Consider the following 24,757-nt stretch of genomic DNA (forward strand, 5'->3'; position numbering starts at 1 on the left):
TTAGTCTTATAATCATAATTTTTATTTTTCAAAATTAAAATTCTATCAAAATATAAAAAGGTAATAAGAATAAATTTTCATCTAATTCTTATTACCTAATACTAAATACTATTTTTCCTCACTTAATTCCCCATATGCAATTAATGAGTTTCCTTTTTTTATTGCTAAAGATACAGTCATATACAAAACAACTCCATTTACTTGAGATATATAAGTATTAATTTCCTTTCCAAAACAATCTTGAATCACTCCAAGTACTTGTCCCTTTTTGATTACTTCTCCTGGCTTTACATCTGGATACCAACACCCATTGAATTCTGAATCAACATATATTACATTTGTAATTTCTTTTTGCTTAATATCCTCATTTAAATAGCTATTTTCTATAATATTATAATATGCAAGTACACTATAAACATCTTTCTCATATTCACTTACATCCTTCTTATTCCATAATCCAGCTCCACCTCTCTCAATTAATACGGATGGTACTCCTAAAATAGCTGCTGAATTATATGCTCCTGTGGTTGCACTAGATTTTACTCTATAGTTTACATTTAACTTTTTAGCTACTTCACATGAAGCCTTAATAACCTCATCACTTCCCTTTCCTGGATAATATACATATGGCATGACTATTTCATTTAAATCACCTCCATGAAGGTCTATATAGAAATCAACTTTCTTTTGAAATTCATTAGTTAATGTATATGCTATTTTTTCTGAAACACTTCCATTCATATCTCCTGGAAAAACTCTATTTAAGTTTTCACCATCTTCAGGCACTATAGCAGGAACTCTTGAATAAAATCCTGAAATATTTGCTACATGTACCAAAATTATTTTCCCTGATATTTTTTTAGGATCAATTTTTTTCGCTAATTTATTAACTACTTCTATTCCGAGGTACTCACAACCATGTATTCCTGCAGTTATTAAAATGCTCTTTCCTTCATTTTGCCCATTAATTAAAGTTACTGGAATTTTTAAATTTTTATCTTCTATATTTATAAATCCACTCACCTTTTCACCTTTTTTTGCTTCTAAATCTCTAATTATTAAACTCATAAAAATCCTCCTTATACTTAAATTACATCTATTGTTCTTTTCAAACTGGGAATTAAAAATATTGTTCTTCCAAAATAAAAAACTAATAATGAAATCCATAATCCATGATTTCCGTATATTGGAATAGTTACTTTGCAACATGATAAAAATGCTAATAATGATAAAAATGTTGATATAAATATTGGTCTAGTAACAGCTGCACCAGTAAACACTCCATAAAAAATTAATCCCCCACAAGCTAGTAAAGGATATAGACTTGTCCACAAACCATACTTCTCTGCAAGATTTGCTACCTCATTAACATTAGTAAATACACTTATTAAATCTTTATATACAATTAAATATAAGACACTCATAAGCATAGCTAATATAGCTCCCCATTTAATTGACATGTTCCAAGTTGCCCTCATAAGAACTTTATTTTTTTCACCAACTGCTTTTCCTGAAAAAACACTAGATGCATTGGCTATTCCATCTAATATATATGAAATTATACTTTGTACATTTAAAAGTATTGCATTTGCTGCTAAAATTTCTGTTCCAAAAGCTGTACTCATTGCAGTAAAAACATTTGATTGTATTAATAAGCATGATGTTCTAAGCATTAAATTAGAATTAACTAAAAATATATCTTTAATATTTGCTTTATTAAACAACTCTTTAATTTCTATTTTCTTAAAATGTTCATTTTTTAATATTAAATATATCCCTATTAAGGTTGAAATAATTTGAGCAACTAATGTTGCATAAGCTACTCCTTTAATATCAAAATTAAAATAATATACTAATATAATATTTAAAAGTATATTTATAGAATTGCCACCTACTTGCATAAATAATGCCCCTGCTATTTTCATCTGTCCCATTAGCCATCCTAGTATTACATAATTTATTAAAACAAAAGGAGCTCCCCAAATAACTATATTATAATAAGTAAATGCTACATTTCTAACTTCTTCTTCTGGATTAATAAAATATATAAAACTATTAAAAATTAACTCTCTAAATATTAAAAATAAAACACTTACTCCTATAGCAATAAACATTGGTTGAGTAAAAGAAATTGTTTTTTCCTTTACAGAACTTCTTCCTTTTACTTGTGCACTAAAAGCTGTTGTACTTACTCTTAAAAATCCAAGCAGCCAATATAAAGTATTAAAAATAACTACTCCTATAGAAATCCCTCCAATGTATGTAGAATTTCCAAGTCTACCAACAACTGCAGTATCTACAGCTCCAAGTAATGGTTGAGTTACTGTTGATAACATAAATGGAATTGCAATTTTTAAATATTCTTTATTAGTTAAAATATTACTTTTCATATTTATTACCAACTTTTCTTAATAATCAATTATCATAACTGAATTTAAAAGTTTTTTTGCATATTCATTTGAAACTAAAGCTAATTTTGAAATATCATCAACTTTTTCAACAACTCTACCATTATTCAAAAATAAAACTTTATCACACATATATGTAACCGCTGTTAAATCATGAGTAATAAAAATATATGATAAATTATATTTCCTCTTTAATTCTAATAAGAGATCCATTATTTGAGTTTGTATTGAAGCATCTAATGAACTAATCGCTTCATCTAAAAGAATTATCTGTGGTTCTATTGCAATAGCTCTTGCTATGCATACCCTTTGAAGCTGTCCTCCACTTAATTCATGAGGGTATCTATTAATTATATTTTCACTTAATCCAACCTGCTTTAGTAATTCTTTTATATTTTCTTCCTTATTTATTTTTTTTCTTGAATTTCTTTCCTTAATAATTAATGCTTCATTAATTACATCCTTAACTTTAAATCTAGGATTTACAGATGAAGTATAATCTTGAAATACAATACTAATAGTCTGTTTTAAGTTTATTTTATTTTCTTTGTTATTTTTTCCATATGTATCTATACCATTTATTAAAACTTTACCTGAATTAGGTTTTAAAAGCCCTACCAAAACTTTCCCAAATGTACTCTTTCCACTTCCACTTTCTCCTATAATTCCAACACATTCACCTTTATTTAAATCTATATATGCATCTTTTAATATTTCTTGCTTTTCATTTCCAAATAACTTTTTTTGATTTTCTTTTTTTAATTTAACTCCAATTCCTTCTGCTTTTAAAAGCATAAATTTAGCCCTCCTTCCTTATTATTTCTTTAAATTTATTCATAACAGCCATCTTTTTATCTATTAAATTTTTTGTATATATATTTTTTGCTTGTTTAAATATATATTCTGGTGTACCTCTATCAACTATTTTTCCTTTATCCATGACAAAAATTTTATCAGCAATTTTACCTATAACACCTAAATCATGAGATATAAATATAATTCCCATATTATTTTTTTCTTTTATTTTTATAAATTCATTAACCACTTCATATTGTGTTATAGCATCAATGGCTGTAGTTGGCTCATCTGCAATAATTAAATCTGGTTCCATAATCAAAGCTAATCCTATCATAATTCTTTGAAGCATACCTCCACTAAGTTGATGTGGATACTTCTTTAATACATCTTTAGGATTTCTTATTTGCATCATTTTTAATATTTCTAAGCTTGTCTTATTTATTTCATCCTTTACCAAATTGGTATGTTCAATTAAAGTTTCTTTTATTTGTTCATCTATTCTATATAAAGGATCAAATGATGTCATAGGATTTTGTAAAATCATACAAATCTTTTTACCTCTCAATTTTCTAAGTTTCTCCCCTTTTTCACTAAGTAAGTTTTTTCCCCTGTATTCAACACTTCCAGTAACTTCAAAATTTTTATCTAAAATCCCCATAATAGCTTTGCAAGTCAAACTCTTTCCACTACCTGATTCTCCTAATATACCAATACACTTTCCTAATTCAACTATAAATGATACATCATCTACTATTGTTACTTGATTTTCTATATGTTTCACTGTTAGATTCTCTACCTTTAATAGTTCTTTCATTATTTTACCTCCTTTGGATCTAGTGCATCTCTAATGCAGTCTCCTAACATATTAAATGATGCGACTAAAATAACTATAGAAATTCCTGGAACTAACATCTGATATGGATTAGTAGTCATAACATTCTTTGCTTCATTTAGCATTGCTCCCCATTCTGGTATAGGAGCCTGAACTCCAAGTCCTAAGAATGACAAAGTAGATATATTTAAAATTGCCCACCCTATATCTAATGTTGCAAATATTGCCATTTCTGATCCAATGCTAGGTAACACATGTTTAAATAAAATAAAGCTTTCACTGGAACCTATGCTCTTTGAAAATAAAATAAAGTTTTTATCTCTATACTTTAATACACTTGTTCTGATCATTCTTGCATACCATGCCCACTTTATAAAAATATTAGCTATAATTACATTTCTTATGTCAACTCCAAGCAGTGCTACTACTGCTAATATCATGATTTGACTTGGAAAAGACAACATTACATCTACAATACGCATTATAATTTCATCTACTATCCCTTTAAAATAACCTGCTAATATTCCCATAATTGTTCCTAATCCAATAGTTCCAATCATTGTAAGCAAGGATAGAAATAATGTTGGTCTTATTCCATAAATCATTCTTGAAAGTATACAACGTCCTAAGTGATCTGTTCCTAATGGATGCTCATAAGAAATTATTGTAAACTTTTTCACTATATTACTTTCATAAGGATCATTTGGTGCAAATATTGGTGCAAATATTCCTAAAATTGAAATTGTAATTATTATCCCCAAACTTAATAAAGCTATTTTATTTTTCATAAGTTGTTTTATCATATCAGTTCACATCCTTTCTTAATCTAGGATCAGTGATGTACTGTATAATATCAAAAATCAGATTAAATATAATAAATAAAGTACCTATCATTAATACATAAGCTTGAATTATTGGATAATCTCTATTAAAAATAGCTGCAATACATAACTTTCCTACTCCTGGCCAAGCAAAAACATTTTCTACAACAATTGTTCCTGCAATTAATTGAGGAATACTCATTCCAATAGCCACAATACATGTATGTAAAGAATTTTTTAAAACATGATTAATAAGAATTTTTCTTTCTTTTAATCCTCTTACTTTCTCATACAATACATAATCTTCTTTCATATTTTCTAAAATGTTGTTTCTAATTAACCTAATATATGTTGATATATATGTTAAAGCTACTGTAATAGAAGGAAGAATTAAATGTTTAAAAGATCCACTCCCACTAGTAGGTAATAAATTCAATTTTATACTCACCACCCAAATTAGCAAAAGTCCTATCCAATAAGCTGGCATTGCTGTTGTTATAAATACAATACTTCTTATAGCTCTATCAAAAATGCTATCCTTATATACTGCACAAAAAAAACCAATTGGTAAACTTAAAATTATTACAAAGACAAGAGATAATCCTGCTAACTGTATTGTTGCAGGAAGAGATCTTCCTATCTCTCCTATAACTGTTCTAGATGGATTTACATAACTTACTCCAAAATCAAATCTCAAGCAATCCCCTAGCCATCTTATATATCTAATAAAGAATGGATCATTTAACCCAAGCTCTGTTCTTATTTGCCTTATAGCTTCATCTGTAATTACTGGTGTTTGTCTAACCCTTAGTGCTACTTCTGCTGGATCAGATGGAATTAAATTTATAAAAACAAAACACACAAAAGATATACTTATCAATAAGGGAATTGACATTAAACTCCTTTTCAAAATATAGTTTTTCACTTTCTATTTCTCCTTTATAAAAAGAGCTGCTAATATTGAAATTTCTCAACACTAGCAGACTTTTATTATTTTTATTCTAAATACATTTTTGAAAATGGGACTTCATATTGAGTTTGAGTAAATTTAACATCTTTAAGTCCTTTTCTAAATATTGCTTTATTACATTCATATGTAAGTGGGATATATACTGCATCTTCATGTAATCTTGTTAAAACAAATTTATATAATTCTTGTCTTTCATCTTCATTAGTAGAAGTTAATATATTAGTAATTGCATCATCAATTTCTTTTTTATCTGCCAATCCTTGTTGTGCAGCATAATCTCCATATACGGGCTTTCTCATAGCTGCTAAAGATGATTGTGGATCATATGGAGTCCCCCAACAAATATTAAATACCATATCAAAATTACCAGATTTCATATTATCACGATATGATTGTTCTTCTTCACCTTTTATTGTCAAGTTAACCCCTACCTTTTTGTATTCACCTTGAATATATTCAGCTATAGATTTTTCCGTAACACTATCACTATTATAAAGTAATGATAACTCTAACTTTCTACCATCTTTCTCACGTATACCATCACTTCCAAGCTTCCATCCAGATTTCTCAAGCATAGAATTTGCTTTGTCTTTATCATATTCATATGGAATTAAATTAATATCACAATATCTTGTAGTCTCTGAAAACAAAGTATCTGCTGGCTTCTCTATTCCATAAAATACTCCATCTGAAATTGACTTTTTATCAGTTGCATGTTGAAGTGCTTTTCTTACATTTGTATCTTTTAAAATTTCATCAGTAGTATTTAATACAATTTGTCTTGTAGATGTTGCCTCAGATAATTCAACTTCAAATGCATCATTATCTTTATATTTATTAACTGCATCAGCATCTATCATATTTTTCCCATAGATTAGATCTATTTCTCCTTTTTCAAGAGCTAATATACGTGTTTGATTGTCTGGTATTACCTTCACAGTAATCTTCTTAATCTTTGGTTTTTCTCCCCAGTAATTTTCATTCACTTCAAAAATTGCATATTGATCAGTAACAAATTCTTTAAGTACATATGGACCTGTTCCTATATATTCTTTAACTCCATCCTTAGTTGAACCATTCTTCATTGCAGCTGGTGAAATCATTGCAAATGGTCTTGTAACTCCTAATTCTGTAAGCATTGGATAATATGGTTTACTCATTTTTATTTCTAATGTATAGTCATCTTTAACTGTAACACTTTCAAGTAATTCCATCATTTCTAACCAAGTATGACGACTTTTATTTTCAGCTATAGCATCAAAATTAGCCTTTATAGCATTAGCATCACATACATTTCCATCTGAAAATTTTACGCCTTGTCTAATTTTGAAAGTGTATACTTTCCCATCTTCACTAATATCCCAGTTTTCTGCTAAGCAAGGCTCGTATCCATCTTCTGTTACATTAACTAATGATTCATATAGCATTTCCTGAGCATACATTTCTCCTGCATATAAATGCGGATTTAAATCTCTGATATCTCTAAAGTTAACAAAAACTACCTCTTCTTGTTTTGAATTTATATTATTCTCTGTCAATTCTTTTTTATTAGAACAACCTGATAGTGTTCCTATCATAATTCCAAAAGCAAGTAACACTGAACTAAACTTTTTTAATTTCATAATTTTCCTCCCCTAATTGATTTTCATTATCACTCATGATTCATACTTTATCATAGGGGATAGAATTTGAATAATATCATTTATTCATACCCAGTAATAACTATTTGTTATAACTAAATAGATTTACTTTCTTTTAAAGTCTTTTTTATATAATTTATAAATTCTGTAGCTTCTTTTGTTAATTCAGTATCCTTATGCTTTACATATCCTATTAACAAACACTTTGTACACCCTTTAATGCTTAATGGTTTGATTTTATACTGCTCATAATTCTCATTCATAAAATCTATTCCAAAACTACAAACATCTGTATTTAGTAACAAATCTATAGTAAGATTATCACTATTTGTCTGAATTATATTATTGAAATTCTCCATATTTATTGCTCCCACACTAATACTCTCTAAGTGATGTTCTAATGAGAATAAATCTTTTATAGGCTGAACAAACTTCAATTTATGTAACTCCTCAAATTTAACCATATCTTTTTTGAATAAAGGATTATTTTCTCCTACATAAATACATGCTTCTCTTTTATCAAGAATATTAAATTCTAATTTTTTATGTCCCATTATATGATTAAAACATTTAAGCTGATTTTCAGAAAAATATACAATTCCAATTTCAGAAAGATAATGAGCTACATGGTCTGTAATTTCTTCTACTGTTCCTTCATAAAATTCTAAGTTAATATTTTCATTATTCCTTGAATTGTAAAATTCAATAAAGACTCTTGAAATCATATGACTAGGGTAACATGAAACACTAAATTTTCTAGTAATTTCTTTTTTAATTGCTGAAGTCATCATATTAGCATTTTTTAAAACAATTTTAGCATATTCATAAATTTTTTTGCCTTGTTCTGTTAACCTTACTCCTTTATTTGTTCTATAAAAAAATGAAACTCCCATTTCTTTTTCAAATGCATTTATTACTTTACTAACATTGGGTTGAGAAGTATATAAAATTTCAGCTGCTTTATTTATACTCCCACAATCTGCTGTGGCTACAAAATATTCTAATTGTTTTATTTCCATATTTCCTCCTTAGTTTTACAACAAAACAACACTTCATTTCAATTGATATTACTTATCATTAACACTCATCATATCATGTTAATACTTGTCAATCAAATTTTATAAAAATAAAAAGTGACAATTATTAAAGAAAGTCTCTTTTTACTTACCTTAATAATTATCACTTAATTAACAAATTATTTTAATCCTTATCTAATTCATGCATATTAGGAAAAAATCCTTTAGTAGATTTAATGAATTCTTGCATATTACAATTTCCAGCCCTTTCTCCTATACCATCTAATGTACAATTAACATATTTGGCTCCACATTTAGCCCCTTCAATTGATATAGCTGTTGCCATTCCAAAATCATTATGAGCATGTATCTCAATTTCCATACTAGTATTTTCGACTAAAGTAGTTATTGCTTTTTTAGTTGTTGATGGACTTAATATCCCCACAGTATCTGCATACCTTACTCTATGAACATCTAACTTTTCAAGAATATCACATAAGTGTATAAGATACTTAATATCTGCTCTTGATGCATCTTCAAAACCAATAGTCACTTCATAAGCTTGTTCTTTTGCAAAATACACACAATCTTTCAAATTATTTTCTACCCAAGTTTTATCTTTTCTTAAATTTGAATATATCTGAATTTCAGAGCTTGGAACACTTAAATGAATAATGTCAGGATTGCACTCAATAGAATGTTTTATATCATTCTTATTAATCCTGTTCCAAGTTGAAACAAAAGAATTCTCCATAGCATCTACAATTTGAATTATACAATCTTTTTCTACGCTTCCCATTGCAGGGGTCCCTGCTTCTATTTGATAGATTCCATTTAAATCTAAATACCTTGCAATTTCAACCTTTTGATTTACTGTAAATGCTTTTCCTGGAGCTTGCTCTCCATCCCTTAATGTTGTATCTACTATATATACTTCTCTATTCATTTTCAACCCCTACTTTACTATATATTCCTTCTATTTCATCGTCTAGAAGTCCTCTCCCTATTTGAGTGCTCTTTTTTCTTATAACTTCTAAAACCTCTTCTAATTTTTCTTCTTCATATGCTATATTTAATTCTTCAAGTTTAATTTTTAAAGATTTTATTCCTGAATGTTTGCCAATTACTATTTTTCTTTCTCTACCTATCTCTTTTGGATCATAAGGCTCATAGGTATTAACATTCTTTGAAATTCCATTAACATGAACTCCTGATTCAACATTAAATATATTTTTCCCTATGAAAGGCATATTATATGGCAGTTCTTCACCTATTATTTCTTCATAAATCTGTAATACTGTAGGAAATAGAACATGATTACCCCTAAGATTAATTTTTTGTATAAACTCAACTGACCCTAAAAGTTCCTCTAATGGGGCATATCCTCCAATGCCTGCAAAACTAGTTACAACTTTATGACCTCCTAGTTTAATCCATTCTAATGTTAAAGCAGTTGCACATCCAAATTCATTACCAATACATAATTCCATACCTTTCCCAAAGGAATCCATAAGCTTTAATAATTTTTCCTCATAGTCATAAAGCATTAAATCATCTAACCCTGCTATTCTTATATTGTTGAGATTGTTTATATTTTTATTAATTTTATTGCTTGAATCTATATACTTTCCCCTTGGTATATAGAGCTCTTTAACTACATTTACCCTGAATTCTACATCTACTGGAAGTGGAAATAATTCTTCATATATCTCTGGCGTAATTTCAATATAATCACTACCAATTAAATATATTAATTTAATTAATTCCTTAACTTTTTCTTTTTTTTCTTTGACCTTTTCTTCATATAAGCTCCAAAGTGCAACTAGAGTTTTATCTACAATCTCAACTTGTCTCTCCTTCATGATATCCTACCTTTCTAATTGGAAATTTTAAATGTTATTTTACATTAAGAATGACTTTATTCTTTTTCCTATTTAAAATATCTTCTGCTGCAAAAGCTACAGCCACTTCAACTCTTTCATAAGTCATAAATATTTCTATCCCTGACTTTTTTAGTTTCTTTGTTGGTTCTTCACCAATTCTAAGACAAATTATGCCATCACAATCCTCTAGCATATTAGATATCTTTGTAAATTTATCAACGTCTTCTTCACATACTTCTTTTCCGTTACAATACTTATCTACACTTCTTTTTTCTAAAAACATTGCCATATTATCTTTATATTCATAAATATAAAACTCCGTTGCATGTCCAAAATGTTGATCTACAACCATTCCACTCTTTGATGCAACTGCAAATTTTAATGAAGTATGATTTTTCTCTTCTTCTATTTCTTCTTTCCTATACTTCAAAGATTGATCATCTCCTAGTAGTCCTATAGCATCAGCTCTACATTGCTTACAGTGATACATCTGACTTATATGCTCTCCACACTTATCTCTTAAGTCTTTTATTTCTTTATTACTAACTAAAGGCATATTTTCAAACACACTACCTTTAACAGGTATCATCTGCATAATGTTTGTAATGCTTGCTCCATGTTCTTTTACTTTTTTAGTGACCTCTTCAATATGATGATCATTAATACCTTTAAGCATAACTATATTTACTTTACAAATAATTCCTCTATCAGTTAAATACTTAAGTCCTGATAATTGATTATTAAGTAATATTTGTGCACCTTCAACTCCAGTGTAAGTAATACCTAAATAATTTATATATTTATATACCTTAGCTGTTATAGTTGAATCTACAGCATTTATTGTTATTGTCACATGTGTAACTCCAAGATCAATTAACTGCTGTGCATAAAATGGAAGCATTAATCCATTTGTTGATAAGCAAAAAGTCACTTCATCATCATATTCTTTTATTAATGTTAATGTCTTTTTTACTTCATCAAAATTAGCCAAAGCATCCCCTGGTCCTGCTATTCCTACAACCTTAAGATTATCCATCTTACTCTTAACATACTTATACTTTTCAAATGCTTCTTTAGGAGATAAAACTTCTGTTGTAACTCCTGGTCTACTTTCATTTGGACAATCATATTTCCTTAAGCAATAATTGCAACTTACATTACACTTTGGGGCTATTGGTAGATGCATTCTTGCATATTTATGAGCTGAACTACAACTGAAACATGGATGAGTTTTTGTTTTTTCTTCTATACTAATTTTTTTATTATCCAATTTTGACACCTTCTCTCCCTTATAAAGTTCATCATATAAATTTTCCCTAAAACTGCTTTCTTTTCTCCCTAAAATCACATTTGCTATTTCATCTCCTAAATTTAAAGATCCTTCATATCCTATAGACATAATTCTTTGACCACCTACCCTATCATGTATTGGAAATGATGCTCTTACTAGTGATATTTTGTGTTTTTCTTCTATTCTTCTACCATCTGAATTTCCAATCATAACATTAGCTTCAAAATCTAATGCATACTTCTCTATATCTTTAAAATCTGCTTCATCTATGATTTTATATTTGTGAACAAATAATCTACTTCCAATTTCTCTAACTTCTTCTTCAAGTTTTTCTTTTAAGCTAGGACATTTTTCCCCAGATGCTATCAATACTGGCATAACTCCATTCTCTAAACACATCCTAGATGTAGAATATACAAAATCAGGTTCTCCATAAATAACCGCTCTACCTTCACTATTATATTTATGAGAATCTATCATGGCATCTAAGTATCTTCCTCTTTGCTTCTTATATTTTTCAGGTATAGGATTTCCTGAAATTTTAGATAACACTTCTAAAAATTTATCTGTATCTCTAAGTCCCCTTGGTATATTCACTCTATAATTTTCAACACCAAATTTATCTTCTAAATATTTTCCAACAGAATTTTCATCATTAACAAAACTAACAATTTCAATTGTTGCTTTTGCTCCAGCCATCATTCTTATTTCTTCTATACTTGTTCCATTAGATGGTAATCTTTCATAATTTACTTTATGAATTCCATCAAGATTTTCACTTATATCAGGAAGTAAAATAAAATCAATATCAAAACTGCCTATTATTTCTTTAAGTTCCCTAACATCTGCTGGACTTATCAAACTAGTTACAATATTAATCTTTTCATTTTTTTCACTATTTAACTTTAAGTTTTCTACTACTGCTTTAAGGGCTCTACAGAACCCATCATATTGAGTTCCTCCATACCCTGGAGTTGAAATAGGTATTATCTCTACATTAGAATCTATATGAGTTTCTTTGAAAGTTTTTAATATACGTACTATGTCTTCCCCTATTGTTTCTGCTAAACAAGTTGTTGATATTCCAATAACTTTTGGATTATATAGCTTAATTAAATTTTCTAATCCAGTTATTAAATTTTTTTCTCCACCATAAACAGTTCCTTGTTCTGTTAAAGAAGAAGAAGCTATGTCTATTGGCTCATTATAATGTGTTGCCATATGTCTTCTTATGTATGTACTACACCCTTGAGACCCATGCAATATTGTCATTGCCCCTTTTATTCCATATAAAGCATTTACAGCCCCCATAGGCATACACATCTTACATGGATTTACTGTTAAATCTACATAATCTTCTTTCATACTTCTACTTTCCTTCCCTAACATATTTCCAAACTGGACTATTAACTGACTCATTCACTTCTTTTGCAAAATTAATTGCTCCTATAAATCCTCCAAGAGGATGTTTTCTCTCATGATTATGATCACAAAATGCAACTCCTAACTTATACGCAAGAGGTCTTTCCTTTACCCCTGCAGCTAATATATCTGCACCTTTTTCTATGATAAACTTTTCTAATTCAGCTGGATTGGCATCATCTAAAACTACTGTCCCATTATCAACTAAGTTATTTATTACTTCATAATCTTCCTTTTTACCTGTTTGTGTTCCAACTAAAACTGTATTCATCCCTAACTCTTTAAATTGTTTTATTAATGAAATAGCTTTAAAACCTCCACCTACGTAGATTGCAGCTTTTTTACCTTTAAGATTTTCTCTATAAGAGTTTAATATAGGAATAATTCTCTTCTCTTCCTCACTAATAAGATCTTTTGCTCTCTCTATGGTTTCTCTATCTCCAAAAAGGCTTGCTATTTTTAATAGAGAATTCTTAGAATCTTCTAGTCCAACAAAACTTATTTTGATAAATGGAATATCCATTTCAGCCTCCATTTTCTTAGCAAGCGCTGTCATAGATCCAGCACATTGAACTACATTATAACTTGCACTACTTGCTTTTTTCAGTTTCTCATAACTTGCATCCCCTGTTATTGTAGATATAACATTAATCCCAATCTTCTCTAAGTATTCTTTTATTATCCATATTTCCCCAGCTAAATTAAAATCTCCAAGTATATTAATCCCTTTAACTTTTGGATAGATATTTCTTCTAAATAAATTCATTAGAGCATCACCTGCTGCTCTATATCCTTTAGATTTATTACCTGAAAACCCTGGAGCCTTTACAGGTATAACAGGTATAGAATATTTCTCTTCTGTTTTTCTACAAACAGCTTCAACATCATCTCCTATTACCCCTACTATGCAAGTTACATATATAAATATTATTTTAGGACTATGATTTTTCATAATCCCTTCTATTGCAGAAGTTAATTTCTTTTCTCCACCAAATATTATGTCCTCTTCACTTAAGTCAGTTGAAAAACTGTTTCTATAAAGCTCTTCCCCACTTGAAAGACTCCCTCTTATATCCCATGTATAACTTGCACATCCAATTGGACCATGAACTATGTGATAAGCATCTGTTATAGGGTTTAGGACAACTCTTGCTCCACAATATACACAAGCTCTTTGACTTACTGCACCTGATAAACTATCACTATCACATTTCATTTCTCCATTACAACTATCATCTTTGCAAAAAATAAAGTCCTCTCTTTCTTTGAGCAAAGATCCTGATACCATCTCTTCCAAAAAAAATCACACCTTTCATTTATTAATTGGATGAAACTTCAACGAAGTCTCTTAAAAATTAGGAAACTTCGTTGGGGCATATGTAATAGAATAACAAGTTATAAATGCCATATACTTTCTGTCAATCAAGTTCATATATTTTTCTAATGGTAAGCTATTAGAAAAGCATGTAAATAAAACAGAACAACATATTAACTAATTATTTTTGAGAATATGCCTAAGTTTATCCATGATTATTACATTACTAACTCCATATCTTTTTCTTCACAATCCCTATCTTTTCTGTCCATCAATGCATTTAGGATAAGCTCAAGTAATCTCATTGCTCCTCTATAGCCAACTAATGGCATATATGAATGTACATATCTGTCCATTATTGGAAAACCAGCTCTTACTAAAGGAATATCTTCAGCTCTAGCAATATATTTTCCATGAGTTCCTCCAAGTAATAAATCAACCTTATCATTCTTAATCCATTGATGTAGTTCAAATAAATCACTAGCTTGTTTACAAATACAACCTTCTATCCCAAATTGCTCAAATAAGGATTTTACTTCTACTTCAAATGCATTTCCTGGAGTACCTGTAATTACATACTTAGGAATCATTCCAAGTTCAAGTACAAATTTAGTTAATCCTATAACTATATCTGGATCTCCATATATAGCTACAGTTTTTCCACTATAATAAGGATGAGAATCAACCATTATATCAACTAATTGTCCTCTTTCCTCTTCTATTTCATAAGGTACTTGTTCTTTACTAAATTTACTTAATTCCATTACAAAATCATCAGTTGATCCAATTCCTATTGGCATATATAACTTTTTATAAGGAATTTTAAATGAATTTTCTAATTCAATTGCTCCTGCTTCTGAGGCAAATCCTCCAACAGCTAAAGTTTTTTCGCAATCTCCAAGGGCTATGATATCTTCTACCTTTGTTCCACCTTTAGGGTATAATTCATACTTTCCAGTCATAGGTGCATCTACTACACCACTTGTATCAGGAATCATTGTAAAATCTACTCCCATAAGCTTTAATAATCTCTTCATTTCTCTCATATCTCCAGGATTAACGAAACCAGGTATAACGCACATCTTTCCATTTGATGTTCCTGTAGATTTAGATAAATATTTTATAAAACCTGTTACCATATTAGAAAATCCATTAATATGAGACCCAACATAACTTGGTGTATTTGTATGAACCATATATTTCCCTTCTGGTATATCTATAGATTCTAAAATAGATCCAATATCATCTCCTATTGTTTCTGAAAGACAAGTTGTGTGTACTGCTATTATCTCTGGGTCATATATATCAAATATATTTTTAGCTGCAGTTCTTAAATTACTTCCTCCACCAAATACACAAGCACCTTCACTAAATGCTGAAGTTGAAGCAATTGCGGGATCTTTGAAATGTCTTGTTAAAAAAGTTCTGTGATATGAACAACATCCTTGTGACCCATGACTATGTGGCATACAATTGTGAACTCCAAGAGCTGCATACATTGCTCCAACTGGTTGACATGTCTTACTTGGATTTATTTTAAGTGCTTTTCTTTCTTTTATTTCTTGTGGTGTCAAATTAAGCATTATACCTCACCTCCAAAAGTTCCTTCTAATATAGATTCCTTTTTCCATGGTGGACATGTATATCCCCATGCTGGAGTATATAGCCCCATAGTTAAATCTCTACCAAAATTAACAGCTCCTCTAAATCCAGCATATGGTCCACTATAATCATAAGAGTGTAATTGCCTTGATAAAACACCACCCTTTTGAATTACAAATTTATCTTTTATACCTGAAAAGAATACATCTGGTTTAAGTTTCTTAATAAATTCCTCTGTTTCATAGTGATTTAAGTCATCAACTACAACAGAACCTTTATTCATGTCCTTCATCATTCCAGGATAATCTTCTAACTCCTTAAGCTGTTTCTTTAATTCTTCTATCTCTTCCTGACTCTTCACAACTTTGAATTTATCTTCAATTTTTTCTACTTTTAATACTTCAATATTTTTTAAATCTGCATCTTCTATTATTGTTGGTATAACTTCTCTACCTTCATAATCATCTCTATGTGCAAATTCATAAGCTGCAAGTACTGTTTCTACACCAAAATCCTTTAATAGCATTTGATAATGATGAGATCTTGAACCACCTACAAATAATGCTGCTTTTTTACCAGTTAACTTTTCTCTATATATAGCCATATCATCTTGTATATTTTCAAGTTCTTGTGCTATTACCTCTTCTGTTCTAGCTGTTAACTCTGGATCATTAAAGAATGTTGCCATATCTCTTAATGTTTGTATAGTTGAATCCACACCTATGAAGTTAACTTTCATCCAACTTGTTCCATATTGAATATTCATCATTTCTGCTATATAATTAATTGAACGGTGGCATTGAACTAGGTTTAAATCAGCTGTGTGGGCTTTTCTTATATCATCTACACTACCATCACCAGTCATGATTGATATAACTTCATAGCCTATACTTTTTAAAATTCTTCCGATTTCAAAACCATCACCACCAATGTTATATTCTCCAAGAATATTAACAGAGTGTTTTTTAGGTTCATAGTCACTTGTTCCAATTAAACTCTTAATTATTGAATTGTTTGCTATATGATGTCCTGCTGATTGTGAAACACCTTTATATCCTTCGCAGGCAAATGACATAACTTCAATTCCATACATTTTCTTAGCTTCTGTTGCAACAGCTGGTAAATCATCACCTATTAATCCAACTGGACATGTTGCACATATAAATATAGTTTTGGGATTAAATATCTCCACAACTTCTTTAATTGCTTGTCTTAACTTTTTTTCTCCTCCAAATACAATGTCACTTTCCTGTAAATCAGTTGAAAAGCAATATTCTAAAAAGTTTTTCTCTCCTTCTTCGACTTCTGCCTTGTTTCTTCTAGTTCCCCAAGAATAATATCCACATCCTATAGGCCCATGAGTTATTATTGCTGCATCCTTTATAGGTCCGAGTACAACTCCTTTACATCCAGCATAACAACAGCCTCTATGAGTAAGCATTCCTGGAATAGTTCTACTATTAGCTCCTATTTCTTGTTTATCTTCAACAAGTTCTAACATATGTTTTTTTCTATTCTTATAGACTTTTGCACTATAATTTTCTAAAACATTATCTACATTACTCATTAGCATCACCTCCAAATTTAAATTGCATTTTCTCCATTCTCACCATCTCTTACTCTGTATACTTCATCTATTGGTAGTATGAATATTTTCCCATCCCCTGGAGTTCCAGTAGAATTAACCTCCAAAATTGTATCAACTACAGTTTTAACTTCATCATCATTTACTATTAAAGTAATGAATCTCTTGGGAATTAATCTTCCCCTCTCTGTATAATTTTCAGCATAAAGACTAGGTACCTCTTCACCAGCATCTATTAAACCTTGTATATACGCTTGATCAATTGATTTTTTTCCCCTTCCAAGAACCTTCATGCAAGTAATTGATGGAAAACCTGCTTCTGCAAGGGATTCTTTAGTTTTGTTTACTTTACTCAACCGAATAAAACACATAACTTCTTTCATAAAGTTTTCCTCCTAAATTTTATAATCCTTCTTTACCACTACTTACTGTATATGCAGTTTCTATTGGTGAAACAAAAATCTTACCATCTCCAAATGCGCCCTTTTCTCCAGTTCTAGAATTTTTCATTATTACTCTTATAACATCATCTTTATCTTCATCTTTTACTGCAAGTAATAACATTTCTTTTGGTAATTCATCATAATGAATATCTCCAACCTTAATTCCTTTTTGCTTACCTCTTCCAAAAACACTCATTTTAGTTACTTCTGGAAAACCTGCGTCTAATAATTCTGAAAGTACTATATTCACTTTTTCAGGTCTTAATATTGCACGAATCATATACATCTCAACACACTCCTAACACTTTTAATTAAATATCCATTAAACCATATTCCATTAATATTTCTTCTAATCTTTCTTGTGTCATTGGTTTAGGAATGACAAATAATTTATTTTCATCTATTTTCTTTGCTAATTGTCTATATTGATCAGCTTGTTCAGCTTCCGGATCAAATTCAATAACTGTTTGCTTATGAATTTCAGCTCTCTGAACCATGTTATCTCTTGGTACAAAGTGAATTAATTGACTACCTAATTCTTCTGCAAAAGCTTTTAAAAGATCTAATTCTCTATCAACTTTCCTCGAATTACAAATTATTCCACCAAGCCTAACTCCACCTGTCTTAGCATATTTTTGTATCCCTTTTGAGATATTATTTGCAGCATATAATGCCATCATTTCACCACTTGCAACAATATATATTTCTTGTGCCTTACCTTCTCTAATTGGCATAGCAAAACCACCACAAACAACGTCTCCTAATACATCATAAAAAACATAATCTAAATCTGGTGTATATGCTCCTAATCTTTCAAGCATTCCTATTGAAGTAATAATACCTCTACCTGCACATCCAACTCCTGGTTCTGGTCCACCTGATTCAACACATTTAATATTCTTAAATCCATATTTCATAATATAATCTAATTCAATATCTTCCCCCTCTTCTCTTAATGTATCTAAAACCGTTTTTTGTGCTAGTCCTCCAAGTACTAATCTTGTAGAATCTGCCTTAGGATCACATCCTACTATCATTATTTTCTTTCCCATTTCACCTAAAGCTGATGTTAGATTTTGTGTAGTAGTTGATTTACCAATTCCACCTTTTCCATAAATTGCAACTTGTCTCATTTGATTTTCCTCCTTCAATTTTAATTTTTTATATATACAACTTTTCATATATTGAAAAAGTTATAAACATAGTTAAAACAAAAAGACATCATTTCTTAATTATTTAGAAAAGACGCCTTTGTCTGAGATAAGAAAAATGAGGTCTAAATTCTAACTAGTATGTTAAAATTTAGACCCCATTGTCCTCTTCATGATTTTATTGTATTCATAATATCACACATTAATGTTAATTTATATTAAAATTTGTATATTTATGATAAAAATATTTGAATATATTTTCAAAAATCACTTTACAAATTGAAAACGAATTCTTTTTATAAATCTCCCTTTAGTGTTAATGTCTTCCCAACTAATGTGTAAATCTCAAAAGAATTTTCATTAATTTTATATTTATCTTCATTAATTTTAATATCATTCTCAAAAAATTCTATACAAACTGGTACTGTTGTATTTATATCTCCTACATACTTCTTTATGGTTTTAGAAGAATATATTTCCTTTTCACCTTCTCTATTTGTAACTTCTATCTTATTTGTACTTGTTATTAATGACTTAATACTTCCATTTTCATTGAATTTTAATGAATTATCTTCCCCATGAATACCTATTGCACTTTTATCAAAAGCATCAATAATCCCAATAGGTGTTTTTATAGGAGTTGGTATTGCTGGTTCACATGAACTAATTTCTCCATCTTCATAAAATGATAATCCAATTCTTATATTTATTAATTCATCTTTGATTTTTAGTTTTATTCTTTCTTTTGACCATAAAGTAACACTTTTAATTTTTCCTGACTTGAAAAAAAATAATGATATAATTTTAGAAGAAAAATCTACTTTTCTTGTATGTATTATATATTTATTAGCCAACTTATACTCATCTTCCTCTGTCCAATAAGCAGATAATTTTCCATCTAAGGGAAATAACCTTTTTATCTTCCCATCTTCATAAAATACTATCTTCTCTGCTGAAAAATCACCAACATCAGTATTTACAGTTATTTGTTCATTTAGAGCCAAAGATTTTATATTTCCATTTTTATAAAATCTTACTGATGGCAATTCTTTCCTTCTTTCCTTAACCTCTTCATATAGTGGAATAAATTTATTCCCTGATATATTTAATTCACTTTTTTCATTTAAAATAAAATATTCATATTCTCCTGAATTATATTTTCCTATAGTAGCAACCCCATTTAAGACTCCATATTTAGTTGTAATTCTATTCATTAAGCATGCCCCCTTACTTTTTTGTTATTCTAACACCTTTTCCAAATTTAAACAATAAGAATCCTTCTTTACATTAGTAAAAAAATCTTTAACTGTAAAAAATATCTTGACAAATTCAGATTATGAGTTAAACTTAAAATAAAAAATTAGATATTGGGGATGCAAGGGCGCAGTTTATTATTGTGTCTTTTTTTTATTTAAAAAGGGGGAGAAATCTTATGGAAAAAATAGCAGTATTTCTTAATTCAAAAGATGAAATCACAACATTTTTAGAAGCAACTAAACTCAAGATTTTTCAAAAAATGTACGAAAGATGGAATGTATATAAAGAACTTTCTATAAACATGGACAATGTTAAAGGAATAAGGGCTATACGTTATGGTTTCTTAAAACTTATAGATGAGTTTGAAGATTGTAAAATAGTTGTTGTAAAAAAAGGATTTGGCATTGCCTATAGCGTTTTCTATTCCGCTGATTTTAGTGTTTGGGAACTTCCTGGTAAAGCTGAAGAAGTTTTAGATAAAATTCTAAAACAAGAGCACATACATGAAATAGATGAAGCAATAAGTTATCAAAAAAACGCCAACAAAATTGAAAAAATTAAACAAGGGGAATATTACTTGGATTTAATAAAAGCTCAAATTGAAGATCCAGAATTATCATCCAAAAAAGCCCTCTTGCCTTTTATTGAAACAACCTCTTTTGATGCATTAAAATTAAGATGTTGTCATGTGCCACCTTGGCTAAGAACTCATAGTGATAAAAACAATTTATCATTTGATGTGAAAAAAATCTCAAATCAAGATTTTGAAGTAACTTTAAAAAAATATAATTAGGAGTTGATAATATGAAAAAGTTAACTAAATTTTTATCTCTAGTACTTGTACTTATAATATCTTTTATTCCTTTAGGTTGTGGCAGCATTACTAAAGAAAATAAAGCAAGTGCCTCAATTGAACTAAATATATCTGCTGCTGCTAGTTTAAAAGAAGCAATGGCAGACTTACAAACAGCATATAAAGATGTAAATCCAAATGTAACTTTAGTAACTAATTTTGGTGCTTCTGGTTCTCTTGAGCAACAAATAGAACAAGGTGCTCCTTGTGATCTCTTTATATCTGCTGGAAAAAGCCAAATGACTCAATTAAAAGATGAAGGTTTAATACTAGATTCAACAGATAAGGACTTAGTAAAAAATGAATTAGTATTAGTTGGACCAAAAGATTCAACAATCTCAAGTATAAATGATTTAATAAGTGATAAAGTAAAAAAAATTGCTGTTGGTGAAGCAAATAGTGTACCTGCAGGTAAATATGCTGATGAAGTTTTCACAAAACTTAATATAAAATCCTCAATTCAGTCAAAGCTTGTATTTGCAAAAGATGTTAAAGAAGTACTTTCTTGGACAGCTTCTGAAAATGCTGATGTTGGATTTGTTTATTTAAGTGATGCATTAAGTAGTGATTCTGTAAAAATTATTGAGCAAATACCATCTGAATACCACTCACCTATTACTTATCCTGTAGGTATAATTAATACTAGTAAAAATCAAGATACAGCTAAAAATTTTGAAGACTTCCTATTGACAGATAAAGCCCAAAAAATCTTCGAGAAATATGGTTATAAGTCAGTAAAATAATTGCATAAGGAGGAAGTAATAATGGATTTATCACCTTTATGGATTTCCATATCAACATCATTGATTTCAACATTTATAACATTTATAATCGGAATTTTAGCAGCATATTTAGTTGCTAATTACAAAGGTCACTTTAAAGGTCTCATAGATGGAGTTTTAACACTCCCTCTTTTGCTTCCTCCCACCGTAGTTGGATTTATCCTACTCCTCATATTTGGTAAAAACGGTTTTATGGGAAAATTATTGGCTTTTTTTAACACTTCTATAATATTCACCTGGACAGCAACTGTTATTGCTGCTACTGTAGTTTCATTTCCAATGATGTATAGAGCAACAAGATCTGCATTTGAACAAATTGATAAAAACATACTTTCTGCTGCTAGAACTCTGGGGTTAAGCGAAAGAAAAATTTTTTATAAAATAGCAGTACCTTTAGCTACACCTGGAATAATTGGAGGTATTGTTCTATCATTTGCTAGAGCTATGGGCGAATTTGGTGCAACATTAATGCTTGCTGGAAATATTCCTGGTAAAACTCAAACCATGCCTCTTGCCATTTTTTTTGCTGTAGAAGGTAATGATATGAATAAAGCTATACTTTGGGTTATAATTATCATATCTATATCATTTTTTATGATAATTATATTAAACTATTGGTCTGAAAATAAACTTAAGGAAAAAAGAGGTTGATAAAATGTCTTTACATATAAATATTCAAAAAAAATTATCATCATTTACACTAAATACTCACTTTAGTGAAGATAATAAAATCCTTGGCTTTCTAGGAGCATCAGGTTCAGGTAAAAGCATGACTTTACGTTGTATTGCAGGATTAGAAACTCCAACCTCTGGTTCAATAATTTTAAATGATAAAATTCTATTTGATTCTAGCAAGGGAGTCAACCTTCCTCCACAAAAAAGGAAAGTTGGTTTTTTATTTCAAAACTATGCATTATTTCCTAATATGACTATATATAAAAACATAGAAATAGGTTTAATTGATATGAAAAATTCTCAAAAAAGTAAACTTGTAAAAAATTATATTGAAAGAATGTCTCTTGAAGGATTAGAAAATATGTATCCTTTCCAATTATCAGGCGGACAACAACAAAGAGTTGCTCTTGCTAGAGCTTTAATTACTTCCCCTGATATTCTTCTTTTAGATGAACCATTTTCAGCTTTAGATCATCATCTAAGAAGCAATATGGAAAAAGAATTAATGTCTATTTTAAAAGAATTTAATGGAGATGTAATTTTTGTAACTCACAATATAGAAGAAGCTTTTAGAGTCTGTGATAATATTGTAATTTATGATAAAGGTATGTCTATGTCAAAAAGAAATATAAAAGAATTATTTAAAAAACCTCAATCTTTAGCTGAAGCTAAACTAACTGGATGCAAAAATATATCTTCTTGCAAAAAAACTGGGCTAAATACCATTTACACAAATTCTTGGGGATATGAACTTTCATTCCAACATGAAATATCTTCTGATGTAAACTATATTGGTATAAGATCTCATCATATTGAACTAGCCTCAAATAATATAGACTCTTTAAGTTTTACAGTTGAAAATATTATAGAAAATCCATTTGATTATATTTTATTTGTTAGAAATTTTAATACTAAAAAAAGTGAAAGTATTCATTTAACTCTTCCCAAAAACAAAATGACTTTTTCTGTAGGAGATAAAATCAACCTTCACTTTCCTAATGATTGCTTATTTTATTTTTAAATTAGCTTTATTATATAACTCACAAAAATGATTTGTAGGCCATAGTCCATTACCTAATTTAAACCCATGATTAATAGCTACTGTAACATATCTCTTTCCTTGCATTACAGCCTCTTCCATTTTCATACCTTTGGCTAAATTGGCTGCTATTGCCGAGGAAAGAGTACAACCTGTTCCATGAGTATGTTTTGCATTTATCCTATCTTCTGTTAGATATATGAAATTTTCTCCATCATATAATACATCAGTAGCATCTTCATAAAGCTCACCACACTTTACTAATACATATTTAGGCCCTAGTTCCTTTAATTTGGCACAAGCCACTTTCATTTCTTCTATACTGTTTACATTACATCCTAATATTCCTTCAACTTCTGATAAATTAGGAGTTATAATAGTTGCTAATGGAAATAACTCCCTAATAAGTGTCCTTTTAGCATGCTCTGCTAAAAGTCTAAATCCACTTGAAGATTTAATTACAGGGTCTATAACTATGGGTGGTAACTTTTTAACATTTATCAAACCTCTATTAATTGCTTTAATTGATTCAATTTTTGAAACCATTCCTATTTTTATTGCATTAACTTCAATATCATCAAAAATCACATTAATTTGATTTTCTATGGCCTCTGGGTAAATATCATAGATTCCAAATATCCCCTTAGTATTTTGTGCTGTTACAGCTGTTACTACACTCATAGCATAAACGCCATTTGCTGATATAGTTTTAATATCAGCTTGTATTCCTGCTCCTCCTGATGAATCCGACCCTCCTATTGCCAGCACTGTTTTCATATTGCTTGCTCCTCCTCTTTTGTATTTATTTATATATCTTGTACTTAAATTTATATTATATTTTAATTTATCGATATAAATTTATATTCTATTAAGGGTTTTATTTAAATATAAAATAAAAGGGGCTGTCGCACTAAATAATTAGTGCACAGCTCATTTTTGTGAAAAAAATAAACCCCAGATTCTACAAATCTGAG

23 protein-coding genes are annotated in these 24,757 nt (G+C 29.3%); 4 read left to right on the top strand and 19 right to left on the bottom strand.

Features of this window, described 5'->3' with window-relative positions; translation table 11 throughout:
* Positions 1 to 108: 108 nt before the first annotated feature.
* The 18 genes from NNC19_RS14465 to NNC19_RS14550 form a co-directional block, all read right to left on the bottom strand.
* Entirely contained in the window at positions 109 to 1,068 is a 960-nt protein-coding gene (locus NNC19_RS14465; RefSeq protein ID WP_310939370.1) for a M14 family metallopeptidase, read from the bottom strand.
* Positions 1,069 to 1,085: 17 nt separating this feature from the next.
* Positions 1,086 to 2,390 carry an MATE family efflux transporter gene (locus tag NNC19_RS14470; RefSeq protein WP_310939371.1) on the bottom strand — a complete coding sequence of 435 codons (1,305 nt, stop codon included), beginning with the start codon at positions 2,388 to 2,390 and terminating at the stop codon, positions 1,086 to 1,088.
* A gap of 18 nt (positions 2,391 to 2,408) precedes the next feature.
* Positions 2,409 to 3,203: a dipeptide/oligopeptide/nickel ABC transporter ATP-binding protein gene (locus NNC19_RS14475; RefSeq protein WP_310939372.1), complete on the bottom strand. Its 795-nt coding sequence runs from the start codon at positions 3,201 to 3,203 to the stop codon at positions 2,409 to 2,411.
* 4 nt (positions 3,204 to 3,207) lie between these two features.
* Entirely contained in the window at positions 3,208 to 4,020 is an 813-nt protein-coding gene (locus tag NNC19_RS14480; RefSeq protein WP_310939373.1) for an ABC transporter ATP-binding protein, read from the bottom strand.
* Positions 4,020 to 4,841: a nickel/cobalt ABC transporter permease gene (gene opp1C / locus NNC19_RS14485; RefSeq protein ID WP_310939374.1), complete on the bottom strand. Its 822-nt coding sequence runs from the start codon at positions 4,839 to 4,841 to the stop codon at positions 4,020 to 4,022. Before opp1C ends, NNC19_RS14480 begins: the two co-directional genes overlap by 1 nt.
* A gap of 1 nt (position 4,842) precedes the next feature.
* Entirely contained in the window at positions 4,843 to 5,784 is a 942-nt protein-coding gene (opp1B, locus tag NNC19_RS14490; protein WP_310939375.1) for a nickel/cobalt ABC transporter permease, read from the bottom strand.
* Positions 5,785 to 5,855: 71 nt separating this feature from the next.
* Complete coding sequence (gene nikA, locus NNC19_RS14495; RefSeq protein ID WP_310939376.1) at positions 5,856 to 7,451, bottom strand: nickel ABC transporter substrate-binding protein; 1,596 nt, start codon at positions 7,449 to 7,451, stop codon at positions 5,856 to 5,858.
* A 113-nt stretch (positions 7,452 to 7,564) separates the two neighbouring features.
* Positions 7,565 to 8,488, bottom strand: a complete 924-nt coding sequence (locus NNC19_RS14500; RefSeq protein ID WP_310939377.1) for a LysR family transcriptional regulator — start codon at positions 8,486 to 8,488, stop codon at positions 7,565 to 7,567.
* A gap of 181 nt (positions 8,489 to 8,669) precedes the next feature.
* Entirely contained in the window at positions 8,670 to 9,431 is a 762-nt protein-coding gene (locus NNC19_RS14505; RefSeq protein ID WP_310939378.1) for a homocitrate synthase, read from the bottom strand.
* Entirely contained in the window at positions 9,424 to 10,347 is a 924-nt protein-coding gene (locus NNC19_RS14510) for an isopropylmalate synthase (RefSeq protein ID WP_310939379.1), read from the bottom strand. Before NNC19_RS14510 ends, NNC19_RS14505 begins: the two co-directional genes overlap by 8 nt.
* A 34-nt stretch (positions 10,348 to 10,381) precedes the next feature.
* Positions 10,382 to 13,078: a nitrogenase cofactor biosynthesis protein NifB gene (nifB, locus tag NNC19_RS14515; RefSeq protein WP_396136436.1), complete on the bottom strand. Its 2,697-nt coding sequence runs from the start codon at positions 13,076 to 13,078 to the stop codon at positions 10,382 to 10,384.
* Positions 13,029 to 14,369, bottom strand: a complete 1,341-nt coding sequence (gene nifE, locus NNC19_RS14520; protein ID WP_396136437.1) for a nitrogenase iron-molybdenum cofactor biosynthesis protein NifE — start codon at positions 14,367 to 14,369, stop codon at positions 13,029 to 13,031. The genes nifB and nifE overlap by 50 nt, the downstream gene beginning before the upstream one ends.
* 245 nt (positions 14,370 to 14,614) lie before the next feature.
* Positions 14,615 to 15,979, bottom strand: coding sequence for a nitrogenase molybdenum-iron protein subunit beta (gene nifK, locus NNC19_RS14525; protein WP_310939381.1), 1,365 nt, complete (start codon positions 15,977 to 15,979; stop codon positions 14,615 to 14,617).
* Positions 15,979 to 17,565: a nitrogenase component I subunit alpha gene (locus NNC19_RS14530; RefSeq protein WP_310939382.1), complete on the bottom strand. Its 1,587-nt coding sequence runs from the start codon at positions 17,563 to 17,565 to the stop codon at positions 15,979 to 15,981. Before NNC19_RS14530 ends, nifK begins: the two co-directional genes overlap by 1 nt.
* A 17-nt stretch (positions 17,566 to 17,582) precedes the next feature.
* Positions 17,583 to 17,966: a P-II family nitrogen regulator gene (locus NNC19_RS14535; protein ID WP_310939383.1), complete on the bottom strand. Its 384-nt coding sequence runs from the start codon at positions 17,964 to 17,966 to the stop codon at positions 17,583 to 17,585.
* Between the two features lie 19 nt (positions 17,967 to 17,985).
* Entirely contained in the window at positions 17,986 to 18,312 is a 327-nt protein-coding gene (locus NNC19_RS14540; RefSeq protein WP_143316669.1) for a P-II family nitrogen regulator, read from the bottom strand.
* Positions 18,313 to 18,337: 25 nt separating this feature from the next.
* A complete protein-coding gene (nifH, locus tag NNC19_RS14545) occupies positions 18,338 to 19,159 on the bottom strand; it encodes a nitrogenase iron protein (RefSeq protein ID WP_310939384.1) in 822 nt (273 codons plus the stop codon).
* 314 nt (positions 19,160 to 19,473) lie between these two features.
* Positions 19,474 to 20,391 (bottom strand): hypothetical protein, encoded by a 918-nt coding sequence (locus NNC19_RS14550; protein ID WP_310939385.1) that lies wholly within the window; start codon positions 20,389 to 20,391, stop codon positions 19,474 to 19,476.
* A gap of 218 nt (positions 20,392 to 20,609) precedes the next feature.
* Here NNC19_RS14550 and NNC19_RS14555 point away from each other — a divergent pair, with 218 nt between their 5' ends.
* From NNC19_RS14555 to NNC19_RS14570, 4 genes are read left to right on the top strand one after another with little or no spacing between them, the layout of a single operon-like run.
* A complete protein-coding gene (locus NNC19_RS14555; RefSeq protein WP_310939386.1) occupies positions 20,610 to 21,227 on the top strand; it encodes a Fe-only nitrogenase accessory AnfO family protein in 618 nt (205 codons plus the stop codon).
* An 11-nt stretch (positions 21,228 to 21,238) separates the two neighbouring features.
* Positions 21,239 to 22,030, top strand: coding sequence for a molybdate ABC transporter substrate-binding protein (gene modA, locus NNC19_RS14560; RefSeq protein WP_310939387.1), 792 nt, complete (start codon positions 21,239 to 21,241; stop codon positions 22,028 to 22,030).
* Positions 22,031 to 22,051: 21 nt separating this feature from the next.
* Positions 22,052 to 22,720, top strand: coding sequence for a molybdate ABC transporter permease subunit (gene modB / locus NNC19_RS14565; protein WP_310939388.1), 669 nt, complete (start codon positions 22,052 to 22,054; stop codon positions 22,718 to 22,720).
* A gap of 4 nt (positions 22,721 to 22,724) precedes the next feature.
* Positions 22,725 to 23,765, top strand: coding sequence for an ATP-binding cassette domain-containing protein (locus NNC19_RS14570; protein ID WP_310939389.1), 1,041 nt, complete (start codon positions 22,725 to 22,727; stop codon positions 23,763 to 23,765).
* On the opposite strand, the gene thiD is transcribed toward NNC19_RS14570, so the two are convergent.
* Positions 23,751 to 24,560 carry a bifunctional hydroxymethylpyrimidine kinase/phosphomethylpyrimidine kinase gene (gene thiD / locus NNC19_RS14575; protein WP_310939390.1) on the bottom strand — a complete coding sequence of 270 codons (810 nt, stop codon included), beginning with the start codon at positions 24,558 to 24,560 and terminating at the stop codon, positions 23,751 to 23,753. The two genes, NNC19_RS14570 and thiD, sit on opposite strands and share 15 nt — an antisense overlap.
* Positions 24,561 to 24,757: the final 197 nt, after the last annotated feature.

It is taken from the genome of Clostridium sp. SHJSY1 (assembly GCF_031626875.1).
Lineage (GTDB): Bacteria > Bacillota > Clostridia > Clostridiales > Clostridiaceae > Clostridium.

What these genes read in the sequence shown, in the direction of transcription:
- NNC19_RS14465 (WP_310939370.1), bottom strand. Translation starts at nt 1,068, where the DNA reads ATGAGTTTAATAATTAGAGATTTAGAAGCAAAAAAAGGTGAAAAGGTG.
- NNC19_RS14470 (WP_310939371.1), bottom strand. Translation starts at nt 2,390, where the DNA reads ATGAAAAGTAATATTTTAACTAATAAAGAATATTTAAAAATTGCAATT.
- NNC19_RS14475 (WP_310939372.1), bottom strand. Translation starts at nt 3,203, where the DNA reads ATGCTTTTAAAAGCAGAAGGAATTGGAGTTAAATTAAAAAAAGAAAAT.
- NNC19_RS14480 (WP_310939373.1), bottom strand. Translation starts at nt 4,020, where the DNA reads ATGAAAGAACTATTAAAGGTAGAGAATCTAACAGTGAAACATATAGAA.
- opp1C (WP_310939374.1), bottom strand. Translation starts at nt 4,841, where the DNA reads ATGATAAAACAACTTATGAAAAATAAAATAGCTTTATTAAGTTTGGGG.
- nikA (WP_310939376.1), bottom strand. Translation starts at nt 7,451, where the DNA reads ATGAAATTAAAAAAGTTTAGTTCAGTGTTACTTGCTTTTGGAATTATG.
- NNC19_RS14500 (WP_310939377.1), bottom strand. Translation starts at nt 8,488, where the DNA reads ATGGAAATAAAACAATTAGAATATTTTGTAGCCACAGCAGATTGTGGG.
- NNC19_RS14505 (WP_310939378.1), bottom strand. Translation starts at nt 9,431, where the DNA reads ATGAATAGAGAAGTATATATAGTAGATACAACATTAAGGGATGGAGAG.
- NNC19_RS14510 (WP_310939379.1), bottom strand. Translation starts at nt 10,347, where the DNA reads ATGAAGGAGAGACAAGTTGAGATTGTAGATAAAACTCTAGTTGCACTT.
- nifB (WP_396136436.1), bottom strand. Translation starts at nt 13,078, where the DNA reads ATGAGTCAGTTAATAGTCCAGTTTGGAAATATGTTAGGGAAGGAAAGT.
- nifE (WP_396136437.1), bottom strand. Translation starts at nt 14,369, where the DNA reads ATGGTATCAGGATCTTTGCTCAAAGAAAGAGAGGACTTTATTTTTTGC.
- nifK (WP_310939381.1), bottom strand. Translation starts at nt 15,979, where the DNA reads ATGCTTAATTTGACACCACAAGAAATAAAAGAAAGAAAAGCACTTAAA.
- NNC19_RS14530 (WP_310939382.1), bottom strand. Translation starts at nt 17,565, where the DNA reads ATGAGTAATGTAGATAATGTTTTAGAAAATTATAGTGCAAAAGTCTAT.
- NNC19_RS14535 (WP_310939383.1), bottom strand. Translation starts at nt 17,966, where the DNA reads ATGAAAGAAGTTATGTGTTTTATTCGGTTGAGTAAAGTAAACAAAACT.
- NNC19_RS14540 (WP_143316669.1), bottom strand. Translation starts at nt 18,312, where the DNA reads ATGTATATGATTCGTGCAATATTAAGACCTGAAAAAGTGAATATAGTA.
- nifH (WP_310939384.1), bottom strand. Translation starts at nt 19,159, where the DNA reads ATGAGACAAGTTGCAATTTATGGAAAAGGTGGAATTGGTAAATCAACT.
- NNC19_RS14550 (WP_310939385.1), bottom strand. Translation starts at nt 20,391, where the DNA reads ATGAATAGAATTACAACTAAATATGGAGTCTTAAATGGGGTTGCTACT.
- NNC19_RS14555 (WP_310939386.1), top strand. Translation starts at nt 20,610, where the DNA reads ATGGAAAAAATAGCAGTATTTCTTAATTCAAAAGATGAAATCACAACA.
- modA (WP_310939387.1), top strand. Translation starts at nt 21,239, where the DNA reads ATGAAAAAGTTAACTAAATTTTTATCTCTAGTACTTGTACTTATAATA.
- modB (WP_310939388.1), top strand. Translation starts at nt 22,052, where the DNA reads ATGGATTTATCACCTTTATGGATTTCCATATCAACATCATTGATTTCA.
- NNC19_RS14570 (WP_310939389.1), top strand. Translation starts at nt 22,725, where the DNA reads ATGTCTTTACATATAAATATTCAAAAAAAATTATCATCATTTACACTA.
- thiD (WP_310939390.1), bottom strand. Translation starts at nt 24,560, where the DNA reads ATGAAAACAGTGCTGGCAATAGGAGGGTCGGATTCATCAGGAGGAGCA.